Genomic DNA, 26,165 nt, shown 5'->3' with positions numbered 1-26,165 from the left:
TGGTCATTTGGTCTTTTCAAGATGCGCGCGAATGCGTTCCGCGACTTCGATCACATCGGGATCGAACATCATCGACCCGTGGGTGCCGTTGACCCATTCAAGGGTCAGATTGTCGCCAGCAACCCTCCGCCAACCGCTATATTGATCGCCTTCGAGACCGGGGGCGGCACGGGTTTCGGTTGTCGGGCGCAACAGCAGGACGTCAATACCGTCAATTTTGGGCGGAACATAATGCACCGCAGCCAGCGCATTGTTCTGAAAAACAGCCAGCAGGCGGCGCATGGTACCACGATCCGCCTCATCGGGCAGAAGATCGCAATTCTTGCCACGTTCGAGCAGCAGGTCAATGCGTTCTTCCGGTGTCAGCGGGCGCAATTCATCAACCGTGACAATCCCGAGTTCGGCAAAGATATCGGCAAGATATTCTGCCTCACCCTTGCGCAGGATGGCGCGCACCGCATCGGGGACGGCGATTGCATCCAGCAGGATGATATTGCGCACATCCATCCCGGCCTGTTGCATGCGAAACGCGGCCTCGAACGCAAGCAACCCGCCGAAGCTCCAGCCGACAACACGGATCGGGCCATCGGGAACCGTTTCCCGGATGGCGGGGATGTAGGCCGCCACCATTTCCTCGACCGTTGGCAGCAAATTCTGGCCTTCTTCAAGGCCCTGCGATTCAATCATATAAAGGGGCTGATCCGGGCCGAATTCGCGGGCCAGGTTTTGATAGCACAGCACATTGCCGCCGACCGGATGGAAACAGACCATCGGCGGTTTGGCCCCCGACGCATTGACGGTAACAATCGGGCTTTTGACATCTTTGGCGTTTTCGAGTTCGGAAATGCGGGCGGCCAGTTTTTCAACAGAGGCACATGTAAACAGATCGCCCAGCGGAATTTTGACATTCGCGACCTTGTTGATTTTTGACAGGAACTGAACGGCAAGAACGCTGTGCCCGCCAAGATCAAAGAAATCGGCAGTCGCATCATCGACGGTGCAGTCAAGGGTTTCGCCCATCAGGCGGGCAACGGTTCGTTCATGCGCGCTGCCAAGCGGTTTGACAGGGGGGCTTGTCGCCTGATCGGTGTTTTCGGGGACGGGAAGCTTCGAAAGATCGATTTTGCCATTCACGGTAAGGGGCAAATCATCAATCATGATCAGGTGACTGGGGACCATATAGTTCGGCAGTGCCTGTTCAAGTGTTGCCCGGCAGGCTGCAATATCGAATTCGGCATGGGCATCGTCATCGGTAACGACATAGGCGACAAGAACAAGATTGCCGTCTTTCTGGCGATCATGGGCAATCACAGCCACGCGGCGAATATGGGGATGGGCAAGCAGGGCATGTTCGACTTCGCCAAGTTCGATCCGGTTGCCGCGCACCTTGATCTGACCGTCTTCCCGGCCAAGGAAAACGATTTCACCATCACTGCGCCGCCGACCCATATCGCCACTGCGATAGAAACGGTTACCGTCGGGGGCGGTAACAAATTTCTGTGCACTCAGGGCCGGATCGTTCAGATAGCCGCGTGCAACACCCGCACCACTAATGCGGATTTCGCCCGGAACGCCATCGGGCAACGGACGGCCCGTATCGTCGCAGATTTCCACATGTACGCCCTGAATGGCCTTGCCAATCGGCGGCGGCAGGATCTGTTTGTGATTGTGTGCGGTCATCACATACTGGGCAGATGAAACGCAACATTCCGTCGGGCCATAGGCATTGACCAGTTTGCGGTCGGTTTGGCCAAGCAGGGCAAAGAAACGTTCAACCAGTCGGGTCGACACCGCCTCGCCCCCCAGAACGACCATCTTTGCCGGGCAGGAAAGGCTGTTTTCTTCCCAGTAATCCAGCAACAGGGAAAACAGGCTTGGCGTCGCATCCAGCTGATCAATGGCGTTGGCAACCATCAGGTTATGCAGTGCTTCGGGGTCGCTGCGTGTGGCCGTTCCGGTGATGTTCAGGCAATAGCCGTTCAGGATGGCGGCAAAAATCTGAACGATGGAGCCGTCAAACCCGAAGGGCGCGACACAGGTCAGGTTAAGCACACGATCCGGGGCATTGGCACCGATCTGTTTTAACTGCGTATCGAGAACCGACTGGGCAAGGTTTACGACCGATCCATGTTCGATCATGACCCCTTTGGGCGCGCCGGTTGTGCCGCTGGTGAACAGGACATAGGCAAGACTGTGCGCGGTGGTGTTCTGTGCGATATGCTTGTCGGGCAGGGCTTTTAACGCGACCTGATCGTGGCGGTGCTTTTGGCGCGGGGCGGGCCGTTTGGCAGGGTCCGATGACAGGACAAAATCGAATGTATAGGGGGCGGGATCGAACCCGTCGGCATTGATTGCGGATCGTTTGGTGACAAAACCACCCTGTTCGCCGGCCCAGTCTTCAAGGAAGCATTGCGGGACAAACAGGTCTTCGAGGAAATCCAGCCGGGTGTTATAGCCTTGGCCGACCGTATTGCGGGCAAACCGGCCCAGATCGGCGAGGTAGGCATCGCGGCGATCTGCATCCCAGACATTGCCAAGATAAATCACTCCGCCCGGTGCCAGCAGGGTTTTGGCCTTTGTCAGGACAGCCCGCAAATAACCGTATCCGGGGAAGTTTTCGATCACGCTGTTCATGATGATCAGATCAAACGAACCCGGTTCGTAAACATCAATATCATGTGCGCTGAGCTGGCGGCCGATGACATGTGTCATGCCAAGATTGATCGCCAGTGCCTCGGTCCGTTCGACGTTGCGGCGCGACAAATCGGTGGCAACATAGGTGCCGACCACCGGGGCGACATGTTCCATGGTGAAACCGGATGCACAGCCGATTTCAAGCACACGCGCATCGCGTGATACCAGTCCGGCAACCTTGTTGCGGGCATTTTCGCCAAAGGCATCCATTGCACTTTGCGCTATCGGTTGCCCGGTAAAGGCGCTTTTCCATCCACCGGCCTGAATATTGTCGGCCTCATCACCCGCCAGATGGTCCCAAAGCTCGACCGACATCAGGGAACCGGGATTTTCGGTCAGGGTATCAATATCGTCGCAATCAAGGCACAAAATGTCGACAACGGATTTGCAGCGCCACTGCAACTGGTGCAGATCGCCGATATGGGCACCTTCGGAAATGATTAGCGGTATCCTTGCATCACGCACCAATGTTGTGCGCCGGATCAATGGCACACTTGGGTCGAGTGGCACAAAGGCAAGGCCAGCCTTCAAAATGCCAAGGGTTGCGGTGATATAATGTTTGTTCCGCCCGGTCATTACCCCGACAAGCGCCCCGTCAGACAGGTTCAAACCGGCAATGAAATGCGCAATACGATTGCTTTGACGATCCAGTTCCCCATAGCTGATTTCGCCAAACTCATCGCGCACGGCGATGCGACCGGGATGAGATGCCGCCATCGTTGCAAACCGGTCAACAATGCTGCCGGTTGTCGCCCGGGTATGGGGATCGGGTCGGGTATCGTCCCCGGACGGCGTATCGAGGGTTTCAAAATCGAAATCGGCGATCTTCATTTTGGGTCCCTTTGGGCATTTTGTGCGGCGGATGCGGCGAACTTGCCAAGGAAGGCCAACCAGCGCTGCATGGTTTCCGCATCGAACAGATCGGTGTCATATTCAAGGGTGAAACGGGCCTGTCCGGCTTCTTCGGTCAGGAACAGGATGATGTCATGTTTGGCCGTGGTATTGTCGATAAAGGCATCCATATTCGCAGGCAGAATGCCTGGGGCATCGGGGGCAAGCAACGGCAACCCGGTCTGCGTCAGTTCGGCCACGGCCTCGAAGCGCTGATATTCAAACACCACATTGACCAATGGCTGTCGGTTGGAATTGCGTTTGGGGGCGACGGCGCGAACCAGTGCATCAAACGGGAAGGCCTGCCGGTCGAGCGCATTGGCAATGTTGGTATGCGTGGCACGGATCAGGTCGCCAAGATTGGTATCATCATCAAGCTGCATGCGGATCGGCAAAACATTGACAAAAAAGCCGATCAATCCTTCGGTTTCGATGCGTTCACGCCCGGCAACCCCCATGCCGATCACCATATCGCGCTGTCGCGTCAGACGATACAGCATGGCCGAAAACAGGGCCAAGCCAACCGACGACAATGTTGTGTCGTGCTGGCGGGCAAGCCTGTGCAGACCGGCCAAAACATCATCAGGCAGCGCAAGATGCGCATGCGCCCCGCGGAAGGACTGTTTTTCCGGCACGGGCCGATCCGTTGGCAGATTGATCTTTTCGGGGGCATTGGCAAGCTGTTGTCGCCAGTAATCGGCGGCATCGGACCAATCCTGGCGGGATTGCCAATGGGCAAAATCCTTATAGGTGATCGGAAGGGGCGGCAGGGGATCTTTGCGGTTATGCAGAACGGCATCGTAATGGGTGCCAAGTTCATTGATCAGGATACGCGACGACCAGCCATCGCCGACGATGTGATGGCTCATCAGGATCATCAGGCTTTCATTATCTGCCACCTTGATGACGCGGGCGCGGATCAGGGGCGGCTGATCAAGGATGATCGGGGTCGCGGCCTCAAGCCGGGTCAGGCGAAGGGCTTCGCGGACCGGGTCATCATGACCGGACAGATCATCGAACGCGACGGTGGGCGGGGTGGTCGCGTGGATTTTCTGGGTGATTGCCCCGTCATGTTCGGCAAAACCTGTGCGCAGAGTTTCATGGCGATCCACAAGTCGGGTCAGGGCGGATTGCAGGATATCGGCCCGTAAATCACCGATGCAGCGGAACACATACAGCATGCCATAGGCACCGCTATTGCCTTCCATCTGCGATAACAGATAAAGCCGTTTCTGCGCGTGGCTGGCCGGGTAATATTCCATTTCCGGTGCGGGCGGGATTTGGCCAGTGCCCGTGACTGTCCTGTCGGTGGGGGCATTGTCGATGTGACGCGCAAGCCCCGCCACCGTCGGATTGGCAAAGAAATCGGCCATGCCGATGCGTATTCCGGTCCGATCCGCAATGCGGTTCACAATCCGGATGGCCATCAGACTGTGACCACCAAGCTGTGCAAAGCTGGCATAGCGGTTCTGGATCGGGGTTGCGAACACCTCGGTAAAGATATCGGCAACCAGTTCCTCGGCTGCGTTGGCCGGTGGGGTATCGGTTCCGTCACCTGTGGCATGGGGCGTGATGCCGGATTGCGTGCGAAGGGTATCAAGCAACGTCTTGCGGTCAACCTTGCCATTGGCGGTGATCGGGATGGTATCGACGATTTGCCACTTTGCCGGGATCATATAGCCGGGCAGGGTGGTGCCAAGCCATGCCATCACGGCCGCGACATCAATATCGCGTGTGGTTCCGTCATCGTTTGAGACAGGCTGAATGCAGCCGATAATCGCCCCGCCGTCTGGGGCTGTGGCATCAAACAGGGCAACCGCATTCCTGATATCGGGGGCGGATTGCAATTGCTGTTCGATTTCATCAAGTTCAATGCGGAAACCACGCAATTTGATCTGATTGTCATGGCGTCCGCCAAATTCGATCCGGCCATCCCGGGTCCAGCGGGCAAGGTCGCCGGTGCGATACAGTCGTTCGCCGGGGTGATCGGGATCGGGGACAAACCGTTCGCGCGTCAGGTCCGGGCGTTTCCAGTATTCGCGCGCCAGCCGCGCCCCGCCAATCATCAATTCGCCCCACACGCCAACCGGCACCCGTTGACCATTGGGATCAAGTATCCGGGTTTTGGTAAAGGCAATCGGTTTGCCAATGATGGTGCTATCGGTGTCGCCCGACAGGTCATCTTCGGTGATCGGGCCGACAACGGCAAAGGTCGTGCTTTCGGTCGGGCCATAGCCGTTGAGAACCTTAACATCCGGGCATGCGGACAGGAAGGTGCGAACATGCTTTTTGCTGATGGCATCGCCACCAACCATCAGGATATCAAGGCATCCAAGCGTGCGGGGATCGTGATCAATCTGGCGGTTGAAGAGCCCTGCGCTCATGAACATCTTGGTAACGCCAGACTGCGACAAGGCCTGGCCGAGTTTCGCCGGATCAAGCAGGTCATCGCGATCAATCACCGCGATTTCCGCCCCGCCCAGCAAGGTGGCCCAGATTTCAAAGGTCGCGGCATCGAACGCCAGGGGACCTGCCTGTGCGACCACATCACCGGCAACAATGTTGGCGTAATCCGCCCCGAAGGCCAGTCGCCGTACCGCACCCTGTTCGATCAGAACCCCCTTGGGCGTCCCGGTCGAGCCGGAGGTATACATCATATAGGCAGGCAAGCCATCCGGGTCGGGAAGGACGGGCAGTGCGAAATCGGCAGGTGCCGGGGCAATCCCGGCAATATTGATCCGCATCGGGGTTGGATCATCGTTTTCGGACAGGGAAGCAAGCGCGTCATATCCCCCGTCATCAACCAGAACCAGTTTTGCCCCGCTGTCGGACAGGATGAATTGATTGCGTGCCGCCGGATAGGCCGGATCAAGCGGAACATATCCGGCACCCACGGCGGTAATCCCCAGAATTGCCGCAATTGCAGGGCGACCGCGTTCGATATGCATCGCCACCAGATCCCCCGGCGCGACCCCGGCTGTTTTAAGGCAATAGGCGATGGAACGTGCCTTGGCCTGCAATTCGGCAAAGGTCCAAGTGCCGCTGGTATCGCGGATGGCGCAGGCATTCGGGGTCAGGGATGCCTGTTGGGCGAATATCGAAAACAGTCCGCCATGTGCGCGGTGATCAAGGTCAATATGCGGTTGGGGGCCCTGTTCCCATATTGCGATGTTCTTGCGATGATCATCGGGAAGAAGGTCAAGATCGAAAACCGGCAGAGTGGTTGCAGTGGTTTGCGTCCCGACCAGATTTTGCAGCGTTGTGGTAAAGACCTGAGCAAGTTCGATCATGCGGGCCCGATCAAACATATCGGCATAATAATCGAACGAGATGGCCATTCTTTCCGGCAGGTCACGGACAAAGATTGCCAGATCATTCTTGCATTGCTGGCGGCCAAGGCCGATGGGGCGCATGCTGTCGGTCTGATCATCGGGTCCGTAATCCCCTTGCGCATAGTTCATGTAGGACAGGGAAACCTCGGACAGCAACGTGCGTTCGGGGGTTGCCGGTGGCGACAGGTCATCAAGCAGCAGATCAAGGAAATAGGCCCGGTGGCGCAGGGCATCAATATGATGGTTTTGTACCTTGTGCAAAAGGGTTGCAAAGGTGTCTTCATCGGCAATCTGCATGCGGAGCGGCAGAAGCGATACCATCATGCCCGGCACATTGCCAAACCCTGTGCCGTCGCGCTGGTTGACCGGGACGCTGATGACCAGATCGTTGGTTTCGGTGATCCTGCCAAGCACAGCAAACCATGTCGCCATCATCAGCGAGAACATGGTCACACGTTGATCAGATGCGAATTTGCGGGCCGATTTCAACAGGGCCGGATCAAGTTCAAAACCGATGATTTCGCCTCTGAAACTGTGAACAGCCGGGCGTCTGCGATCCGATGGCAGATCCAGTTTCGGAAGGGGCCCCTGATAGAGTGATAGCCAGTAATCACGCGCCTTTTCAAGTCGTTTCAGGTTTTCGGGTTGCCGGGTCCAGCAGGCATAATCGCGAAGTTGATAACGCAGCGGTGCCAGCGCCTGTCCGCGATAAAGGGCCAGCAATTCCCCCAACAGCATTTCGATGGTAAAGCCATCGGAAACCGTATGATGGATATCAAAAAACAGTGCCTTTCGGCCATCTGCGGCACATAAAAGACGCCAGCGCGCGGGAATTTCCGTTGCCAGATCGAACGGCGTGACAAGATCGGCACAGGCATCTTCAAGGGATATCGAAGGATCAGGTTCGATCAGCGTCAGATCGGTCAGGGCGTCCAGAAGGGGCAGAATTTTCATGACCCAGTCATCGCCATTGGCAATCAACCGGGTGCGCAGGATTTCATGACGTTGCGTCAGTTGGGCGATGGCATCGCGCAGGCGATCAGGATCAACATTGTCATCGAGCATGAAGGCATGCGGCAGGTTAAAGGCCGTGCCCATATTGCCGCTCTGTTCGGCATGCAGCACGGAAACCTGTTCGGGCGCCAGCGGATAGATTTCCATTTCCGGCGCGCGGCGCGGGTCGATATCCGTTTCGGTTTCAGTGTTTGCGGGCGGTGATGTCGGGAGCTCTGCCGTTATGGCGGGGGGCGGGATGGCTTGCGCTGGTTCGGTCAACGGCGATATCTTCGCGCCAAGCGCTGCGCCCAGTGCGGTGATCGTCGGGGTTTCAAACAGGTCTGCAAGGCTGATGTCGCAGGCAAGATCGGTATTGATCCTGTCAACAATCTGCATACCGGTGATCGAATCCCCGCCAAGGGCAAAGAAATCCTCGTCCGGGTCGATGCTGTGATAGCCAAGGATTTCAGCCCAGATTTTTGCGATTTTGCCGACGGGGTTAAGTGTTTCACCCTGTGTTTCAGGATAATCGGGCGTTTGCGACATTGGCGGTGCGAATTGTGCAGACAACTCAGCCACAGTCGGTGTGGCAAACAGATCCGAAATCGACAGCACCATGTCCAGTTCGGCATTGATCCGGTCAACGATCTGCATGCCGGTAATTGAATCCCCGCCAAGGGCAAAGAAATCATCCTCCGGGGCGATGGCATCATAACCAAGCGTCTCGGCCCAGATTGCCGCGATTTTCTGTACGATATCCATCGCCGGTGCCGTTTGTGGCCCGGTAATTTCGCGGGCGGTCGTCGAAACGGGATGTGTCGGATGGTCGGGTGTTTCCCCGGCAAGGGCCGGGGAAAGCACAACAAGCTGTGGTGCTGTGCTGCGCATGGCATCGCGCCAGAATATCGGGGCTTGTCGCGGGGTGATTGTCGCCCCGTCCTGACGCGGAACATTATGGCGTGCGGCCATGCCCTGTTCGCCAAGGGCGCACCAGTCGATGGTCAGTGCTGGGCGGCCCTGTGATCTGCGGTAACGGGCAAAGCCATCAAGAAAGGCATTGGCGGCACTATAGGCGGCCTGCCCCGGTACACCGGCTATGGCCGTCAGGCTGCCGAACATGACAAAGGCCTTTATCGGGTCATTCAGGGTCAGGGCATCAAGATGACGGGCCCCGTTGATTTTGGCGGCCATGATGCTTTCGAATGCATCCATATCGCGCACCGCCAGGAACCCGCCATCAGCAAGCCCGGCGGCATGGGCGATGGCCGTGATCGGGCCAAGCGTATCGCGGATCGTGGCAAGGGTATCGGAAAGGGCGGCCCTGTCGGCCACGTCACAGGCAAGGATCGAGATATCAATCCCCTTTGCACGCAAGTCGGCAATCCTTGACTGTGCCGTGGCCTCCAGACCATCCTCCCCCCGGCGCGAAAGCAGGGCAAGCTTGAGCTTCCCGCCCGCTGCCATTTCTTCGGCAAGGGCCATGGCAAAGCCGCCGGTACCGCCGGTCACGACACAAACCCCGTGATCGGGCCAGTTGGCGCGTGTCAGGTTCTCGTCCCCTGAAACCGGGTGGAGTTTCCGGTGATACCGGACCTGATTGCGATAAACCGAAACCCGGTCGCGGTCCGGTTCGCATGCCAATTCGATCCCGATATGGGCAATGAAATCATCCGGTGCGATATCGGCAAAGCTGAGCACAAGACGCGGTTCCTCGGCTGCCACCGCGATGGCAACACCGGCCGCCGCACTTTGATCCGGGTCGGGTGAAACACTGTCATGATCGATCTGACAGGCGCCACATCCGGCAACGACAAGCCGCATCCGCCCGCGCATGCTGCGCAGGATATCACGCAGGCATTTTGCGGTTCGAAGCGCCATGTCATCACCTGGCTGCAACGCCAGAATGACGTTTTGCGCCGTTGCCAGCAACGCCTTGCCACCAGAACGGATGACATCGGGATGGACGCACTGGCAGGCAGGCGGGACCGGCCAGAAATCGCCATCGGAAATCATCAGGGTATTTTCAGGAACCGGATGCAGTTCAACGGTGTTTGGCACCCAGTCAATTTTCAACAAGTCCGGCACTGCGGGCAGGTCTTGGCGGCGGTCATCCCGGGAGAAACTAATACCCTTGATGCTCAGAAGCAGCTTTTCGCTGTCTGCGTCAAAGAAGGTGAGGTTGACCTGCCCCGGATCACGCCGTTCGGCACAGACAATCACGTTGCCGGTAAAGGGCGCATGAATTGTTATTGCATCAATGCTGATCGGGACAACGCCCTGATCGTCGGCCGTCAATATCATGCTGCAACCAATATCAACCATCGCCGGATGTATGATCCAGTCATGCAGGTCGGCATGATATTGCGGTTTCAGCTTAAGATGCATGACCGCCATGGTTTCGTCGGCGCTGTAATCCATGGACACCCGGCAATCCCAGCGGTTGCTGATCGTGATCGGGCCGACCTGACGAGCATAAGGCATGACATTGGCCGGAAGGGTGCATTTTCCCCGCGTGTGATCAAGGGAAGGCAAACCATCGCCGTAGTTTCTTGCGGGTCCGTTACGTGACCAGCGTGCCGTGGCAAAGACCGACCATTTCCCGTTTTTCAGACGGCCCCCCAGTTCGGCCAGCCCGTCATTGCCAAGCAACAGCGTTGCCGTACCATCGGGCAGGGCATTGGGCAGCAATGCCCGTTGCCATTTAAGGTCGGAAATTTGTACTGACGGGTCGCCCGTTGCGTTGCGGACCGCCATGGCGATCAGGGCAGGAACGGCCATGCCGACCAGTGTCGGCTGTCCGTTCAGGTAATGCTCGCCCGTCGGCCAGAAGGACGGGGCACTGACCGGAATGGCAAAGCAACGGCCTTTTTCCGTTTCGACCGGGCCAGTCATAATGGCGCTTTCGGGGGGGCGATTGCCGCCAAAGACAGGTTTGCAGATGATTTTTGCAAAGGGCGCATGCGGAAGTGCAACACGCTTTGCCCGAATATCCTGCGGCCAGACCAGATTGGCACCCGCCAGCCATTGGCGGGCATTGGCGGTTGCATCGTCAAGATTGCCAGATGCCGCCGGAACCGACAAGGCATTGGTGGCGGGTTTTGGGGCCGCACAATTTGCCTTGTCACCCGCAATCAATCCGGCAAGGGCATTCAGAAGGCTGTCACGATCCGAAACCGCAACGGCAAAGCGATGCCTTAGCTGATCCCGCCCGGTTGCCAGCGTATGGCAAATGTCGCGGACATCAAGGCCGGGGTTGTTGGCAATATTGCGATGCAGTTTGGCCCCATAGTCGCTTAATGCGGCATCGCTGGCGGCGGAAAGGGCAAGGATAAACACCCCGTTTTGCCTGATAGTATATTGTGTATTTGCCGCATGTTTCGGGGCAGCTTCAAGGATCACATGGGCGTTGATGCCGCTTAGCCCGAATGAACTGACCCCGGCCCGTCGTGGTACGCCACGGTCGGCCAATGGTTCAAGGCGGTTGGTCGGGCGCACCGGCGCACGGGCAAAATCAATCCGGCTGTTGGGGGTTTCAAAGAAGGGTTGCGGCGGGGCCTGATCAAAACGCAGCGCCATGATGGCGCGTGCAAGACCAAGCGCACCAGCCGCACCATCCAGATGGCCGTAATTTCCCTTTCCTGAACCGATCAGGGCAAAACCTGTTTCATCCGTGCTTCCGGCAAAAGCACGGGTCAGGCCATCGATTTCAATCGGATCGCCAAGCGATGTGCCCGTACCATGGGCCTCGATATAGGATATGGAACCCAGTTCGATATCGGCTGCGCGCGCGGCCTCGCGAATGACATCGGCCTGCATGGCCGGGTTGGGCGCAGCCGCCCCGCTTGACGCGCCGTCCTGGTTAACGGCACTGCCACGGATGATGGCATGAACCGGATCACCATCGGCAAGTGCATCGCCGAGCGGTTTTAGGACAAAGACCACGCTGCCTTCGCCCATGCCGGTGCCATCGGCACTATCGTCAAAGGCGCGGGTGCGGGCGGTGGAGGAATCGATGGTAAACCCGCCATCGGCATCGGGCGGGCAGGGGATCAGTTTGGCACCACCGGCAAGGGCGATACTGCACATACCGCTTCGCAGGTTCTGACAGGCCTGATGAACGGCAACCAACGAGGACGAGCAAGCGGTATCGACAATACTGGCCGGGCCGTGCCAATCCTTGAGGAACGACAAGCGTGTTACCATGTTGGATGGCACATTCAGGGCAAAGACCTGTTCTGCCTTGTCACGTGCAACATGTTCCATCGCAATGCGCCATGCCGGGTTTGCCCCGCCACCCGCAAAAATACCAACTTTTTGCCCCCTAAGGGCCTGTCCGCCATAACCGGCATTTTCCATTGCCATCAGGGCGGTTTCGATAAACAGGCGCTGTTCCGGGTCAATCAGGGCGGCGTCGGCCGGTGCCATGCGGAAGCGGCCCGGATCGAAATCAAAGATGCGGTCAAGATAGGCAGCCTGACGGAAATTTTCTGGAACCTGTCGCCCGATGGCGGACATGATTTCGCGGGTTTCCTGATCACGTTTGGTCGGAAGCGGACGCACACGGTCTGTCGCCTGTGCGACATCCGACCAGAATGTGTCGATATCGTCCGCCCCGGCAAGCTGAAGTCCGATGCCGATGATGGCAATCGGATCAGTGGTTGCAAGCTGTGAAGCAGGTGCAGGGGCAAGATCATCTGCCGGAATATCCCGCCCGGCCAGAAGTTCGGCCTGACGTGCGATGGTGGCACTGGCAAAAAGATCGGCAATGCTGACCTTGCCGGGCCAGCGGGCGTTGATCTTTTCATGCAGCCGCAGCAGCAAAAGCGAATTGCCACCGATATCAAAGAAACCGTCATCACGGTTGGCGATGACACCGGGCAAAATTTCCTGCCAAAGCCGTTGCAGGACACGTTCAAGGTTTGCCAGTTCTTGATGATCGGCATCGGGCTGTGTCGCGATGACGGGTTTTGATTTCCCCCCGGCGATTTTGGGCGACCCCGTCATCGGTTTACCCAAAAGGGCTTTGCGATCAACCTTGCCGCTGCTGGTAAGCGGCAAATGATCAAGGGCAAAGAAACGCGCCGGGATCATATATTCAGGCAGTCGAGTGCGGAGATGATCGCGCAGGATGCCAATGCTCAGGGCATCATCGCCCAGCACAAAGGCATGCAATTCATCCAGATCGCCAACGCGCACCGCCTTGACCAGTGCGCGTTCAACCATGGCGTGGCTTTCAATCGCGGTTTCGACTTCGCCGCATTCAATGCGGAAACCGCGAATTTTGACCTGATGATCAATCCGGCCAAGATATTCGACCGACCCGTCCGCAAGCCAGCGGCCAAGATCGCCGGTGCGATAAAGTTTGTGCCCAGGATGGCCGGGATCGTCGGGGAATTTTTCGGCCGTCAGTTCCGGACGGTTGCGATAGCCACGTGCAATCTGCCGGCCGCCAAGCACGATTTCACCAGCGATGCCAATCGGCATGTCGCCCAGTTTGTCGTCAAGGATGCGAATGCTGGTATTGGCAATCGGTTTGCCAATCGGGACAATATCGGGGTTGTCCAGTGGCGAACAGGCATGCCATGTGACATCGACTGTGGCCTCGGTCGGGCCGTAAAGATTATGCAGTTCCGTTCCGAAACGATGAAACAACAGATTGTTGAAACGGTGTACCAGTGCCGGGTCAAGCGCCTCGCCACTGGCGAAAACACGTTTGAGGCTGGCAAGGTTTTCAATATCGACCAGGCCGTGCTCAATCGAAAACAGGAAACTTGCCAGCATCGAGGGCACGAAGTGCATGGTCGTAACACCATGGTCGCGAATGGCCTCGGCCAGTTGTTGCGGATCGCGTTCAACACCCGGATCGGGCAGGACAACGCGCGCGCCGGTCCATGACCACCAGAACAGCTCCCACACTGACACATCGAATGTGATCGGGGTTTTTTGCAAAATGACGTCGTCGGGGCCAATCGGAAAGGCATTCTGCATCCACAGAATACGGTTCAAAACACCGCGATGGGCAATTTCCACGCCCTTTGGCCGCCCGGTTGATCCCGATGTGAACAGCACATAGGCAAGGCTATCGGGTGCGTTGACGGGATCAAAGATATCGGCATCTTCGCTGCCATCAATGATCAGGACTTTATCGGCGTCAAACAGATGTGCCAGATCGGCGGTGGTGATCACACGCGGATAGCCAAGATCATCAAGCATATCCTTGCGGCGCTGTTCGGGGTGATCCGGGTCAAGTGGGCTGTATGCCGCACCCGCCAGAAGGATACCGTGAATGGCCGCCAGCATGTCAATCGACCGTCGCACGGCAACGCCGATCACATCACCGCGTCCGACCGATGACGCGCGCAGTTTTGCCGCAATCCCGGCCGCACGCCGGGCAAATTGCGCGTAGCTTAGCGTTGCCGATGTTCCGATAACTGCCGGTGAGTTTGGTGTGGCGCGAACCTGATCAATAAACGGTTCGGAAATACTGCGTTCAATCGCAAGATCAAGATCGGTGGCATTGAATTGATCAATCTGCGCCTGTTCCGTCGCAGGCAAAATCGGCAGTTTGGCGATTTCGGTTGCCGACCCCGCCGACAGGGCCGCCCTGGCAAGGGTTTCAAGCCGGTTGAAAATCGCCTCAATGGTCGATTTGTCAAACAGGTCGGTATCAAATTCGATCTGGCAAACAACGGTCTCGTTGCGTTTGCTGAAATAGAATGCAAGATCGAATTTCGAAAACGGAAATTCGGATTTCAGAAGCGTGAGTTCCGCATCGCCAAGTTTGCCAAGGTCCGGGATACTGTCCTGCCAGGCCACCAGAACATCAAACAGCGGATTGCGCGCGGGATCGCGCGGTGCATGGACGGCTGCGACCACATCCTCGAACGGGGCGGCCTGATCGGCAAGGGCATCAATGATGGTTTTGCCGGTTTGCGCCAGATGGTCGTCAAACCCGGCATCAGGGTTGACTGCCTGGCGCAGTACGACGGTATTGACGAAGAAACCGACAACGTCATCAAGGGCCGTCTGTTCGCGTCCCGCCACCAGCATGCCAAGTGGAATATCGGTCTGCCCGCACTGCCGATACATCAGGATCTGAACAAGTGCGGTCAGAACGGAAAAGGCGGTTGTGCCGTGCCGGTCTGCCGCATCATTGATCAGGCGGGCCGTGTCGTCGCCAAAGACCGTTTCATAAAAATCACCGGCAAACCGGCGGGCCTTCGGGCGGCGGCGATCTGTCGGCAGGTTCAGCGGTTCGGGCAGCGGGGAAAGCCGGTCTTTCCAGCGACCCAGCAAATCGGTGCCTTCTGTCGAATTCAAATATCCCTGTTGCCAGGTTGCAAAATCTTCGTAATGCCGTTCAAGGATTGGCAAGGATGATGCAAAATGGCCGGTTTGCGAGGCGTAAAGGGCGGCAAGATCGCGCAACAATGTCGGCATCGACCAGCCATCGCAAATCGCATGATGCAGCGAAACCAGCATCCAGTGGCGGTTCGGGCCCAGCGTGATCAGATCGGCGCGCGCCAGTGGTTTGTCTTCAAGGTCGAATGGACGGACGGTTTCGTGTGCGATGAAAAGGTGCGCACGGCCTTCGTCCATTTCATGACGCCCCAAAGACAATGAACCGGCGGGTGCCAGATACTGGCTGACGCCATCGGGGTGATGGGGATCGGATTTGAACCGCAGGCGCAGCGCATGTTGGCGTTCTTCAAGCTGATGCAAAGCCGCCTGTAGGGCATCCGCATCAATCGAGCCATTGATTTCAAACGCGGCCGGGACGGAATAAACCGCCATATCCGGTTGCATGCGTTGCAGGACCCAAAGGCGGGCCTGTCCACTTGAAAGGGCGAATTTCGGGCCGTTTGCCTTCGGGATCAGGAATGGTTGGCCATCCTGTTGATGGTCGGTAAGCAGGGCGGCGATCCTGCCAACCGTGCGGGCAACAAAGATATCCTGAAGTTTCGGGCGAATGCCGGTCGATTTTTCCAGCAATCCGGCAAGACGCATGGCAACAAGACTATGCCCGCCCAGCGCAAAGAAATCCGATGATGCGGTGATGTCCTTTTTACCAAACAGGGTCCTGAAATGTTCGGCAACGATCTGTTCAAGGTCGCTGCTGATGGCGTTGTCGGTCTGTGCGGAAAGCTGTGCTGTGTTTGTCAGTTCAGCAAGAAGCTGCTTGCGATCAACCTTGCCATTGACGTTAATCGGCAAATGATCCAGCACAACAAATCGTTCCGGGATCATATAATCAGGCAACTTGTCGCCAAGCACCTTTATCCAGGCAATGCTGTTATCCTGATCAGACGCGATTGCCGCGCCAAGGAACGCATCCGCACCGCTGCCAACCGCCATTACACAGGCATTGCGGATACCGTCAATCGTGCCAAGCTGCTGTTCAATGGCACCGGTTTCGATCCGATGGCCGCGAATTTTGACCTGTCCGTCACCGCGTCCGCCAAATTCGATGATACCATCTGAGCGCCAACGCGCCCGGTCGCCCGTTTTATAAAGGCGGGTTTCGGGCAGGTGATCAAACGTGACAAATGCCCGTCCGGTGCGTTCCGGCGCACCGGAATATCCCAGTGCCAGCCCGTCGCCCGCGGCATAAAGCTCTCCCCAAACCCCGGTCGGGGCCGGTTGCCCGCGGTCATCAAGAATGTATGTGCGCGTATTGCCAATCGGTTTGCCAATCGGAATGCTTGTGGCGCGGGCATCCTGGGCTGAGATCGGATGGGTGCAGGTAAAGGTCGTATTTTCCGTCGGGCCATAACCATTGATCAGGGTAAGGTCCGGGCAGGCTTGCATGACTTTTTGCAGATGCACCGGGCTCAGCGCTTCGCCGCCGCTTAACAGAGTCTTAAGTGATGCAAAGCAATCCGGGGCATCATCGGCAATGCGGTTAAACAGGCTGGCTGTCAGCCACATGGTGGTGACACCGCCATCTGTTAGAGCCGTGCGCAGGGCCGAAGGATCAAACAGGGTTTCGTTATCAATCAGAACCAGCCTGCCGCCATTCAAAAGCGGAGCCCAGATTTCAAGCGTGGCCGCATCAAAACCAAGTGACGCGGCCTGTGCCATGACAAGGTTGTGATCAAATGCAAGTGACCGGTTGTTGACAACCAGCCTTGCAACTGCCCGGTTCGGGATCAGGACACCTTTGGGTGCCCCGGTCGAGCCGGATGTAAACATGACATAGGCCAGATCATCGCCCGCACGTTTTGCGCATGGCGCGCCTGATGTTGCATTGGTGTAGGGGGCGTCGGGCAGTTGTGCGATGCGAACATGATCGGAAATGCCCGACAGACGTTCAAATTCGCTATTGTCACAAACCAGAATATCGGCACCGCATTCTTTCATCAGTGTGACAACGGCATCGCCTGGCAGCGATTTGTCAATCGGCAGATAGCCCGCACCATGCCACGCAATACCAAGAATATTGATAATCGCATCAAGCGACCGGTCGGCGGCAAGTGCGACAATTGATCCGGCGGTGATGCCAAGTGCATCAAGGCCCGCCGAAATCGCGGCCACCTGTTGCCCAAGCATGCGATAGGTGATTTTCCGGTCGCGATCCTGCAAGGCAATCTTGTCGGCATTGGCCGGGTTTGCAATCTGCCGGGCCAATAGTTCGCCAAGTCCGCAATCGCGCGGGTAATCCGATGCGGTATCATTCAGCCGGGTGGTCAGATGGTTAAGTTCATCTTCGGGCAAAAGATCAACAAGACCCAGCGGCATGTCGGGATTGTCGGCAAGTGCATTGGCAAAGGTCAGGAAACGCTGTGCCAACCGTTCGATCCATGCATCGCTATAGATGTGGCTTTGATACTCGACAGCCAGAAATGTTTTCGGACCGTTTTTCATCATACCGATCATCAGGGGGAATTTACCGGCACCAAAGTCGATATCCTCGATCACAAAGGTATTGTCGCTGATTTCCATCACATTGACGGCATCAAACGGTTGGCCGGTCGGCCCCTGTGCGACTTGCATCAGATCATGCATCAGCCGCGAAAGCGGATAATCCTGCACATCAAGTATTGAAAGAACCTCGTGGGCGACCTGTTTGGTCAAATCCTCAAGGGTTCCGGTCATATCCGGTTTGATCGCAACCGGCAGGACATTCACAAAACATCCCATCGCCTGCATGGTTTCCCTGTCCTTGCGTCCGGCAAAGGGCAGGCCGATCACGGCAGTACCGTTTTCCTTGTGGCGGGCAATGACAGCGATGGTCAGGGCCGTCCACAGGGTGGTCAGGGTGGTTTTGCGGGCATGGCGCGCAAGCGTTGCGAAGGCGTCGGCATTTTTGCCGGTCAATTCGATCAAACGGCGTTTGCCAGTACCATCGGGATCTGCGTCCGGGTCGTCCGGCAGGCCGACGGATAACAGTTTGTCACTGCGTGTTGACCAGAAATGCCGGGCAACTTCGCCACGTTCGCAATCCAGATCGCGATGCGCATTGCGGACAATGTTTTCGATATCCGGGGCATTGCCGGGTCTGTTTCCGGCAAGAACGGCAAGAACCTCTTTTTGCAGCAACATGATCGACTGGCCGTCAAAACACAGATGATCAATTGCCATGGCCAGTTTCGGTGCCGGATTATCGTCGTGTTCGATATAGCCAAACCGGGCCAATGGACCGTTTGCAAGATCAAAAAGCGCAAGACGGATTTCACGGGGGTTGTCGATTTTACGCACATCGACGGGCATAAAGGCATGAACACGCTGTATCAGTTGACCGTCACGTTCGACAAAGGTCGATCTGAGCGCATCGTGACGTTCAACAATCCCTTTGATGGCATTGCGTACGGCATCGAACGACGTCCCGGGCGGAAGGGTAAAGCCGGTAACAATGTGGTAATTGGCGTTTACCGGTTGATCGCAGCGCGCAATCCATTGCCCTTCGATGGCCGGGTGGGCCGGGAAGGATGTGATAACCGGGCCCGCCGAGGAACCATTTACCTGCATATCGGACGGTTCCGCCAGCAAACCGATAATTTCCGCTTTCAGGTCACGTGTGCGCGATTTCAGCGCATCATCAAACGCGCCTGTCGGGGCATCAAAACAAAGATCGCGCCCATTGGCATGCAGGCTTAGCACAATGCCGAGCTGACGCAGATCTTCAAGCAGGTCGCGGGCCGATTGCGTGCGGTGAAACAGTTGATCTGTATTCATTATAGCACTCCCGTTTCGCGTGACGGCCGGGGGACTGTGGCGGGTGCATTTGGTGTGGCTGTCGTAACAGACGGGGCGTTGATGGTCGGCGTGGTTTGGCGATCAAATGACGCAAGCAGATCGACCACGCCCGCAACCGTGCGGCCTTCAAACATCACAGCGGCGGGAATTTCGGCATTCAGAACCTCGGAAAGCCGTGTCGCGATCCGAACCGCAAACAGGGAATCTCCGCCAAGTTCAAAGAAATCATCATCGGGACCAATTGCCGGGTCGCCAAACATATCGCGCCAGACTGCAAGAATGGTGTAGTGCGGCTGCATGTCGCTTGGCGCGTTTTCCACATTCCGAACCGTCGGCAATGTGGCTTGCGCAGGGGCAGAAGGCACGGCGAACGGCGTTGCGCCCGATGCAAAGTCAGATGTTGCGTCAGATGTCGGGATATTGTTCGTTTCGGGCCAGAACCGGCGGCGGTCGAACGCATATGTAGGCAACGGAATGCGGCGTGCCCCCGCGGTCCGGTTGACCCTGTCCCAATCCGGTTTAGTTCCCTTGACCCAAAGTTTGGCAATCGCATCGGCCAATGTGTTTGACCCTTTGGGGGCGCGCGCAGCATTTCGGGTGGTATCTGGGCCGGGGGCCGGTTGCACGGCAATGCTGTTGGCGGTGTGCGTGCCATTGACGATGGCAAGGCGGCTTGCCGTGTTGCCAAAACCGCATTCGACCATGATCATATCGGGCATTTCAGCCAGAAGTCCCTTGATGTTATCGCCAAAGCGTACTGCATTACGCAGATGTTGGACCCAGTAATCGGGATTGCGGGCATCCTCGGCGGCCAGCCAGCCACCCGTCAGGTTGGATCGGATCGGAAGTGTCGGTGCGCTGAGCCTGGTTTTGGCAACGACATCGCGGAATGCATCCAGAACCGGGTCCATCATACGTGAATGGAAGGCATGCGATACGACAAGCCGACGACCGGAATTCCCCTGTGCCGTGATATGTTCTTCAAGCGCATTGATGCATTCTATGCTGCCGGCCACCACACATTGACGGGGTCCGTTAATGGCTGCCATCGACAGATCGGGACCAAAGACCGACAGCAGGTCGCCCACCTCCGCCTCGGTCATCGAAAGGGCAAACATTGCACCTGGCGCAGTCTGGCCCATCAGGCGGCCGCGCATCACCACAAGGCGAAGCGCATCGTCAAATGACATCACCCCGCCAATGCAGGCCGCGACATATTCGCCAATACTGTGACCGACCAGTGCCGCAGGCGACATGCCATTTTCAATCAGCCAGTTTGCCAGTGAAAACTGATAAATGAACAAGGCCGGTTGGGCGATTTCGGTGCGTGCCATGCGGGCGGATGTTTCCGGGCTTTCATTCGGGATGGTCAGCAAATCCAGAAGATCATCCGGTCCGCCGTCTTGTGCGACCTGTCGGCATGCCTGTCGGATGCGGTTTGCCGATGCCGGATCACTGGTATAAAGGTCTGCGGCCATGCCCGGTCGCTGCGACCCCTGGCCGGGGAACAGGAATGTCATGGGTTGGGTATTGCGTTGGACAACACCCTGATGATGGGTGGATAATTTCGGATTGGTCAGGGCGGAAATGGCACTGTCGATATCCGGCGCAACAATCGCGGCCCTGAAACGATGGGCATGGCGCCGCGACAGGCTGTTTGCAACATCGGATATCGCAAGTCTCGACCTGTGCTGGTCCAGCCAGATTGCGGTTGTGTCCATCAGTTTGTGCAAGGCGGCTTCGCTTGCCGCCGAAAACGGCAGGACACGGGGAACATCATCTGGTATCGGGCGGGATGCAGGGTCATCTTCATCGTGCGGTGGCGCTTCTTGGATGATCACATGTGCATTGGTGCCGCCAACCCCAAAGCTGCTGATGCCTGCGCGCAGTGGTTCGCCATCCTCATTTGATAATGGTTGAACAATGTTGTTTACCTGAAATGGCCCGTGCTCCAGACCAAGCTTTGCATTGGGCTGGCTGAAATGACAGGTCGGCGGAAAGGCCCGGTGGCGCAGGGCCAATATGGCCTTGATCAGGCCGGCGACACCGGCGGCACTGTCAAGATGGCCAAGATTACCCTTGACCGACCCAAGCCAGACCGGACGCGATGGCGGCGTGTTGGATTGCGCATAGGTCTTGTTTAGTGCGGCGATTTCTACCGGGTCGCCAAGGGCGGTGGCGGTGCCGTGCCCCTCGACAAAGCGGATGGTGGCCGGATCAATTCTGGCATCCTCAAGGGCCATTTGAATGGCCCCGGCCTGGCCATCGACACTCGGCGCGCTAAAGGCGGCCTTTACCGCGCCGTCATTGTTGGTGCCAATCCCCTTGATTACCGCATGGATGGTGTCCTTGTCGGCAATGGCGTCGCCCAGACGTTTCAAAAGGACAATCGCGGCGCCGCTGCCGCCGACAACGCCATCGGCCTGTGCGTCAAACGGGCGACACACGCCGCTGCGCGATCCCATGCTGCCCTCGGTGAAATAATATCCACCCGCCGGACTGATTCCAAGCGCGGCCCCCCCGGCCAGCGCAACGCGGCATTGCCCGGATCGCAATGCAGAGACGGCTTGGGCAACATTGATCAGCCCGCTTGAGCACGCGCTTGCAGATGCGATGGCAGGCCCGGTCAGGTTCAGTTTGTAGGCAAGCCGTGTGGCGGCAAAATCCTTGTCATTGCCAAGGGAAATGCCATAGCGGATCGCATCGGGGCGAGGGCGCAGGCGATCCCCAAGACCGTCGATCAGATAGGTCGGAAAACCGACCCCGACATAGGCCCCAACCGGGCCATCGCGCGCCGGGTCGCAAGACCCGTCTTCGAGCGCGCCGAGCGCAACTTCAAGCAACAAACGATGTTGCGGATCGGTTTCGATGGTTTCGCCTGCGGTCATGGCAAACGGGGCGGGATCGAACATGTCGATATCGTCAAGAATCCCGTGGCGAGCGACAAAGTCCGCATCCTCAAGCATCGCGGGATCACCACCCAGCGCACGCAGCCGCGAAATATCTATATCCCTTATCTGATCAACACCGTTTTCAAGCAGTGACCAGAATGCCTCGCGGTTATCCGCACCGGGCAGGCGCATGGCCATGCCGATCACCGCGATGTCATTCGCGATGTCATGATTGTCAGACTCATTTCGACGGGGTGGGACCGGACTGGGCTTTGCGGTTTCGGCACCTGTTTGCTCATCGGTACAAAGATACCGGGCAAAGGAATTGATGGTCGGGTGCTGGAATATTTCCACCGATGCAATTTTGCGCCCGGCCAGTTTTGACAGCGCAAATTGTGCACGCGGCACCAGCAGGGAATGGGCACCGGCTTCAAACAGGTTGGTATCAAAATCAATATCGTCCGTTTCGATCAGATCCATCCAGATGCGGGCAATTTGCCCGGCCAGTTGATGCAAACGCATCTGATCGGGTTTGCTGGTGCGGGCGGGTGGTTGCCGGTTTGCGTACGCAACGGGTGGTTTGCCATCGGGCTTTTGCGCCAGATCGACAAGCGCCCTGCGGTCCACCTTGCCTGATGGCAGCAACGGAAGCGTTTCCACCCAATCCAGTCGGCCGGGCAGGGCCGCATCGGACAGATGGCGTGCCAGTTCACGGCGCACAGCGCCAATATCCGGGCGCGTCGCCGCAGGTCCGTCAGGTGAAAGATAACCGATCAGTTCCCCGCCATGATGGCCTTTGACATACAATACCGCGGCCTGCCCGATGCCGGAGATTCGCGAAAGCTGATATTCTATTTCCCCGATTTCAATCCGTTGTCCACGGATCTTGACCTGCTCGTCCGTGCGGCCGTGATAACAAAGCATCCCGTCGTCCGCCCAGGACACCAGATCACCCGTGCGATAAAAGGTATCGGCAGTTTCGCCGGTCGGATCTTTGACAAATTTTTCGGCGGTCACGGCAGGCATATTGATATAGCCGCGATTAAGCCCGATTCCACCGATATACAACTCTCCGGGGACGCCAAGCGGCACCCGTTTTCCGTCGTCATCAAGCACGCGGACAACCGCCCCCTTATCCACCGGGCCGATCGGGATGTTTTTGGTTTGAACATCTTTGGGGATCCGGTACATGGCGATATGGACGGTCGTCTCGGTCGGGCCATAACAGTTCCAGATATCCGCACCGTCCAGAACGTCATAAAGCCGCCGGACAAGGCCGGGCTGCAGGACTTCACCGCCGGCAATCATCCGGCGTAGGCGGAAATCACCATCGACCGGAAGGGCATCGATCACGCTTTCATAAACGGATGGCACCGACATCAGGTGGGTGACCTGGTGCTTGATCACACCGTTCCAGAATTCATGACCGTCACGAAGGATCGCATGCGTCATCAGCCACATGCGATGCCCGCAGGTCAACCCGACACAGAATTGCAGCATCCATGGATCAAATCCCGGTGACGGGAACAGCCCCACTCTTTCCGGGGTGCCGTTTTCAACCGACCCGATGCCGAATTGTTCAATGGCGACATCTATCTTGTCGGCAAGGGATCGATGATGGACCGGCACCGGCTTGGGCTGCCCGGTTGACCCCGACGTATGGAAGACAAAGGCAATATCATCGCCGCAAATCTCGGCGCGGATATTGTCAAGGGCGATGCTGCCATCAATGCCCTGAACGGTATTGATATCGCTTTCCGTGATGGCGGTTTGACCGGCGTCGTGCCATGCCCCGGTGTTATCCGTCAGAACCCGCCGGCATCCAAGATGCCCCGCCATCAACCCATTGCGTGCCACAGGCTGCAACGGATCAAGCTGCACACAGGTCGCCCCGCATTTCAGGATGCCGATCACGGCGGCAATCTGTTGCGCGCCGGGGGAAATATTCATGCCGACAAAATCACCCGGCGCAATCCCGTTCCGTTGCAGGTCATGGGCGACCGCATTGGCCATATTGCCCAGTTTGGCGAAGGTCACTTCCCGGCAATCGTCGGTGATCAGTGCCACGTCATCGGGGCGGGATGCAATCGCCTGATCAATGCGTTCGGGAATAAGGCATTCGGGATGCGGGCGGGCAAAGGCCGGACCGGTTTCAAATGAACGGATGGTGGCAAGCTCATGCGCGGGGGCGGCGGCGATGGCGGCGATATCCTGATCCGGATTGTCCAGCGCGCGCGACAGAAAACACCGGAACCGTTCGGCAATGCGGGTTACGGATTTATGGTCGTGGCAGCCGGTATCATACTGCCAGATGATCTCGGCCTCGTGCCGGTCGGGGGTGATTGCCTGCATCATATAAATCAGACCAAGGTCGCTGACCGGTCCGTTATAGATATTGACCCGGCGTGTGATAAGCCCGCCACTGGCCCCGGCAAAAGATAATGGCTCCGTCCCGTCCAGACTGTTGAAAAATGCCCCGCTGCCCGAAAGGCCCCTGGCCCCCAGCCGGGCGGCCCGCATGCGCGGCGCGCCCAGGCGCATATGACGGACATCGCGGCGTGCCTTGGCAAAAATATCGCGCGCCAGATCGGAAAACCGCAGCGTTTGATCCAGATCGGCATCAAACGGCACGATATAGGAAAAGGCACCGGGCATATTGCGCTCCGCCCGGCCCATCCGGTTGAGTAGCGGCAAGGTAATATTCGGGTGTCTGGTATGGGTCACCTGGCCCAGCAGGATGAAATAAACCGCCATGACAATTGCCGTCGGCGACGTGCCACAGGCCTTGGCGGTTTGGGACAGTCTGGCCATCTCCGCATCATCAAGTGTTTGTTCAAGTCGTGCCTGAACCAGCTTGCCTGTCGGTTTCTCCTGTGAAAACCGGGTGATTTCCCGATCCTCTTTCAGGCGGTCCTGCCAATAGGCAAGGTCACGCGCAATTGCCGCTGTTTCGGGGTAGTGCGCATCGGCATTGATAAAATCGCTATATGACCGGAACATTGTTTCGGGCACAGGGGTATCGCTTTTAAGCGCGCGATAGATTTCCGCTGTGCGCTCGGCCATCAAGTGTCCGGCATATCCGTCACAGACCAGATGATGATACACCCGAACCCACCAGAGACGCCCCGTACCAAGTTGCAGCAGGCGGTGGCGGCAATGATAGCCGTTTTCCGGATCAAGCGGCCGACGGCGGATCTCCTCGACCTCGTGTGTTGCGACCTGCACAGGATCGTCGCAAAAACTTAAATCAATGACGCTGAAATCGGTTTCGCGGCAGGCATCAGTAAAGCTCTGGAACGGCTGGCCGCCGCAGGAGCCGAACCGCAGCCGAAGGGCATCATTTTCCTGATCGGTTCGGACAATCGCCTGATGCAGGGCAGAAACATCAAGATCGCCCTCAAACCGGATGACGCTGCAAATATTGTAATTTGCACAATCATCACCCGTTGCCCAGTCAAGCCATATGCTCGACTGCGGCATCGTAAGCGGTTCTTCTCCCTGCCGTTCTGTCCCCGGCGCAAACGTGCTTGCTTGTTTATGCAACGTCTGACCTTTCAAACGTTGTTATCGCCATCTTGTGACACGGCCCATGTTCCCGTTTCTAGGGTTATGGACACAGGCGCATCGCAGTAGGCTTTTCCCCAGACATATCTGGTTGAATATGCCGAGGATCACCTTCGCTTTGCAAGTGGCTGTTGTGAAAAATCGATGTTAAATAAGTGAAAATTCAGCCAAAGGTTGGTGCGGACGCAATCCGCAAATGCCTACCCCCTGACCGGGATGGCACGATCCCTGCGATAGCGCTGCCAAACGTATAGTATGGCCGGGCCCGTAATTCCGCATGGCCGGGCGGGAAAAAAATCACGACCCGGATCACCATATCGGCAAATTTCCCGCCAGGATGGATCAACCGGACCAATCCGGACGAAAACCGGTGAAGGTTATATGCGCGATTCGCGAAATGGGGTCCGCCACAGAGACATGCCTCCCGTGCCGTTGGTACCAGAATACCGATTTTTGTTTTGCGGAAATGGCGAAAGAATAACAAGTGATCAAATGGGCGGTGCTCTTGATCTCACGGTTGAAATGAAGCCGGGGATCTAAATTTTCTTGACAGCGTCGATCATGGCTTTCTTATACGCAATTCCCGTCGACATTTCCTATT

General features: G+C 57.3%; 3 protein-coding genes. All 3 read right to left on the bottom strand.

Annotation, left to right across the window (positions count from 1 at the left end; all coding sequences use genetic code 11):
- Nucleotides 1–3 precede the first annotated feature (3 nt).
- The 3 genes from AC5Q5A_RS11770 to AC5Q5A_RS11760 are packed head-to-tail and all read right to left on the bottom strand — an operon-like array spanning nucleotide 4 to nucleotide 25,543.
- Nucleotides 4–3,525 carry an alpha/beta fold hydrolase gene (locus AC5Q5A_RS11770; protein ID WP_493895390.1) on the bottom strand — a complete coding sequence of 1,174 codons (3,522 nt, stop codon included), beginning with the start codon at nucleotides 3,523–3,525 and terminating at the stop codon, nucleotides 4–6.
- Nucleotides 3,522–19,088, bottom strand: a complete 15,567-nt coding sequence (locus tag AC5Q5A_RS11765) for an amino acid adenylation domain-containing protein (protein ID WP_493895389.1) — start codon at nucleotides 19,086–19,088, stop codon at nucleotides 3,522–3,524. Before AC5Q5A_RS11765 ends, AC5Q5A_RS11770 begins: the two co-directional genes overlap by 4 nt.
- Nucleotides 19,088–25,543 (bottom strand): hybrid non-ribosomal peptide synthetase/type I polyketide synthase, encoded by a 6,456-nt coding sequence (locus AC5Q5A_RS11760; RefSeq protein WP_493895388.1) that lies wholly within the window; start codon nucleotides 25,541–25,543, stop codon nucleotides 19,088–19,090. Before AC5Q5A_RS11760 ends, AC5Q5A_RS11765 begins: the two co-directional genes overlap by 1 nt.
- Nucleotides 25,544–26,165: the final 622 nt, after the last annotated feature.

Source organism: Thalassospira sp. CA1 (assembly GCF_059052855.1).
This window is presented reverse-complemented; position numbering and strand designations above follow the sequence as displayed.

Coding starts and splice junctions, on each gene's coding strand:
- AC5Q5A_RS11770 (WP_493895390.1), bottom strand. CDS start 3,525: ATGAAGATCGCCGATTTCGATTTTGAAACCCTCGATACGCCGTCCGGG.
- AC5Q5A_RS11765 (WP_493895389.1), bottom strand. CDS start 19,088: ATGAATACAGATCAACTGTTTCACCGCACGCAATCGGCCCGCGACCTG.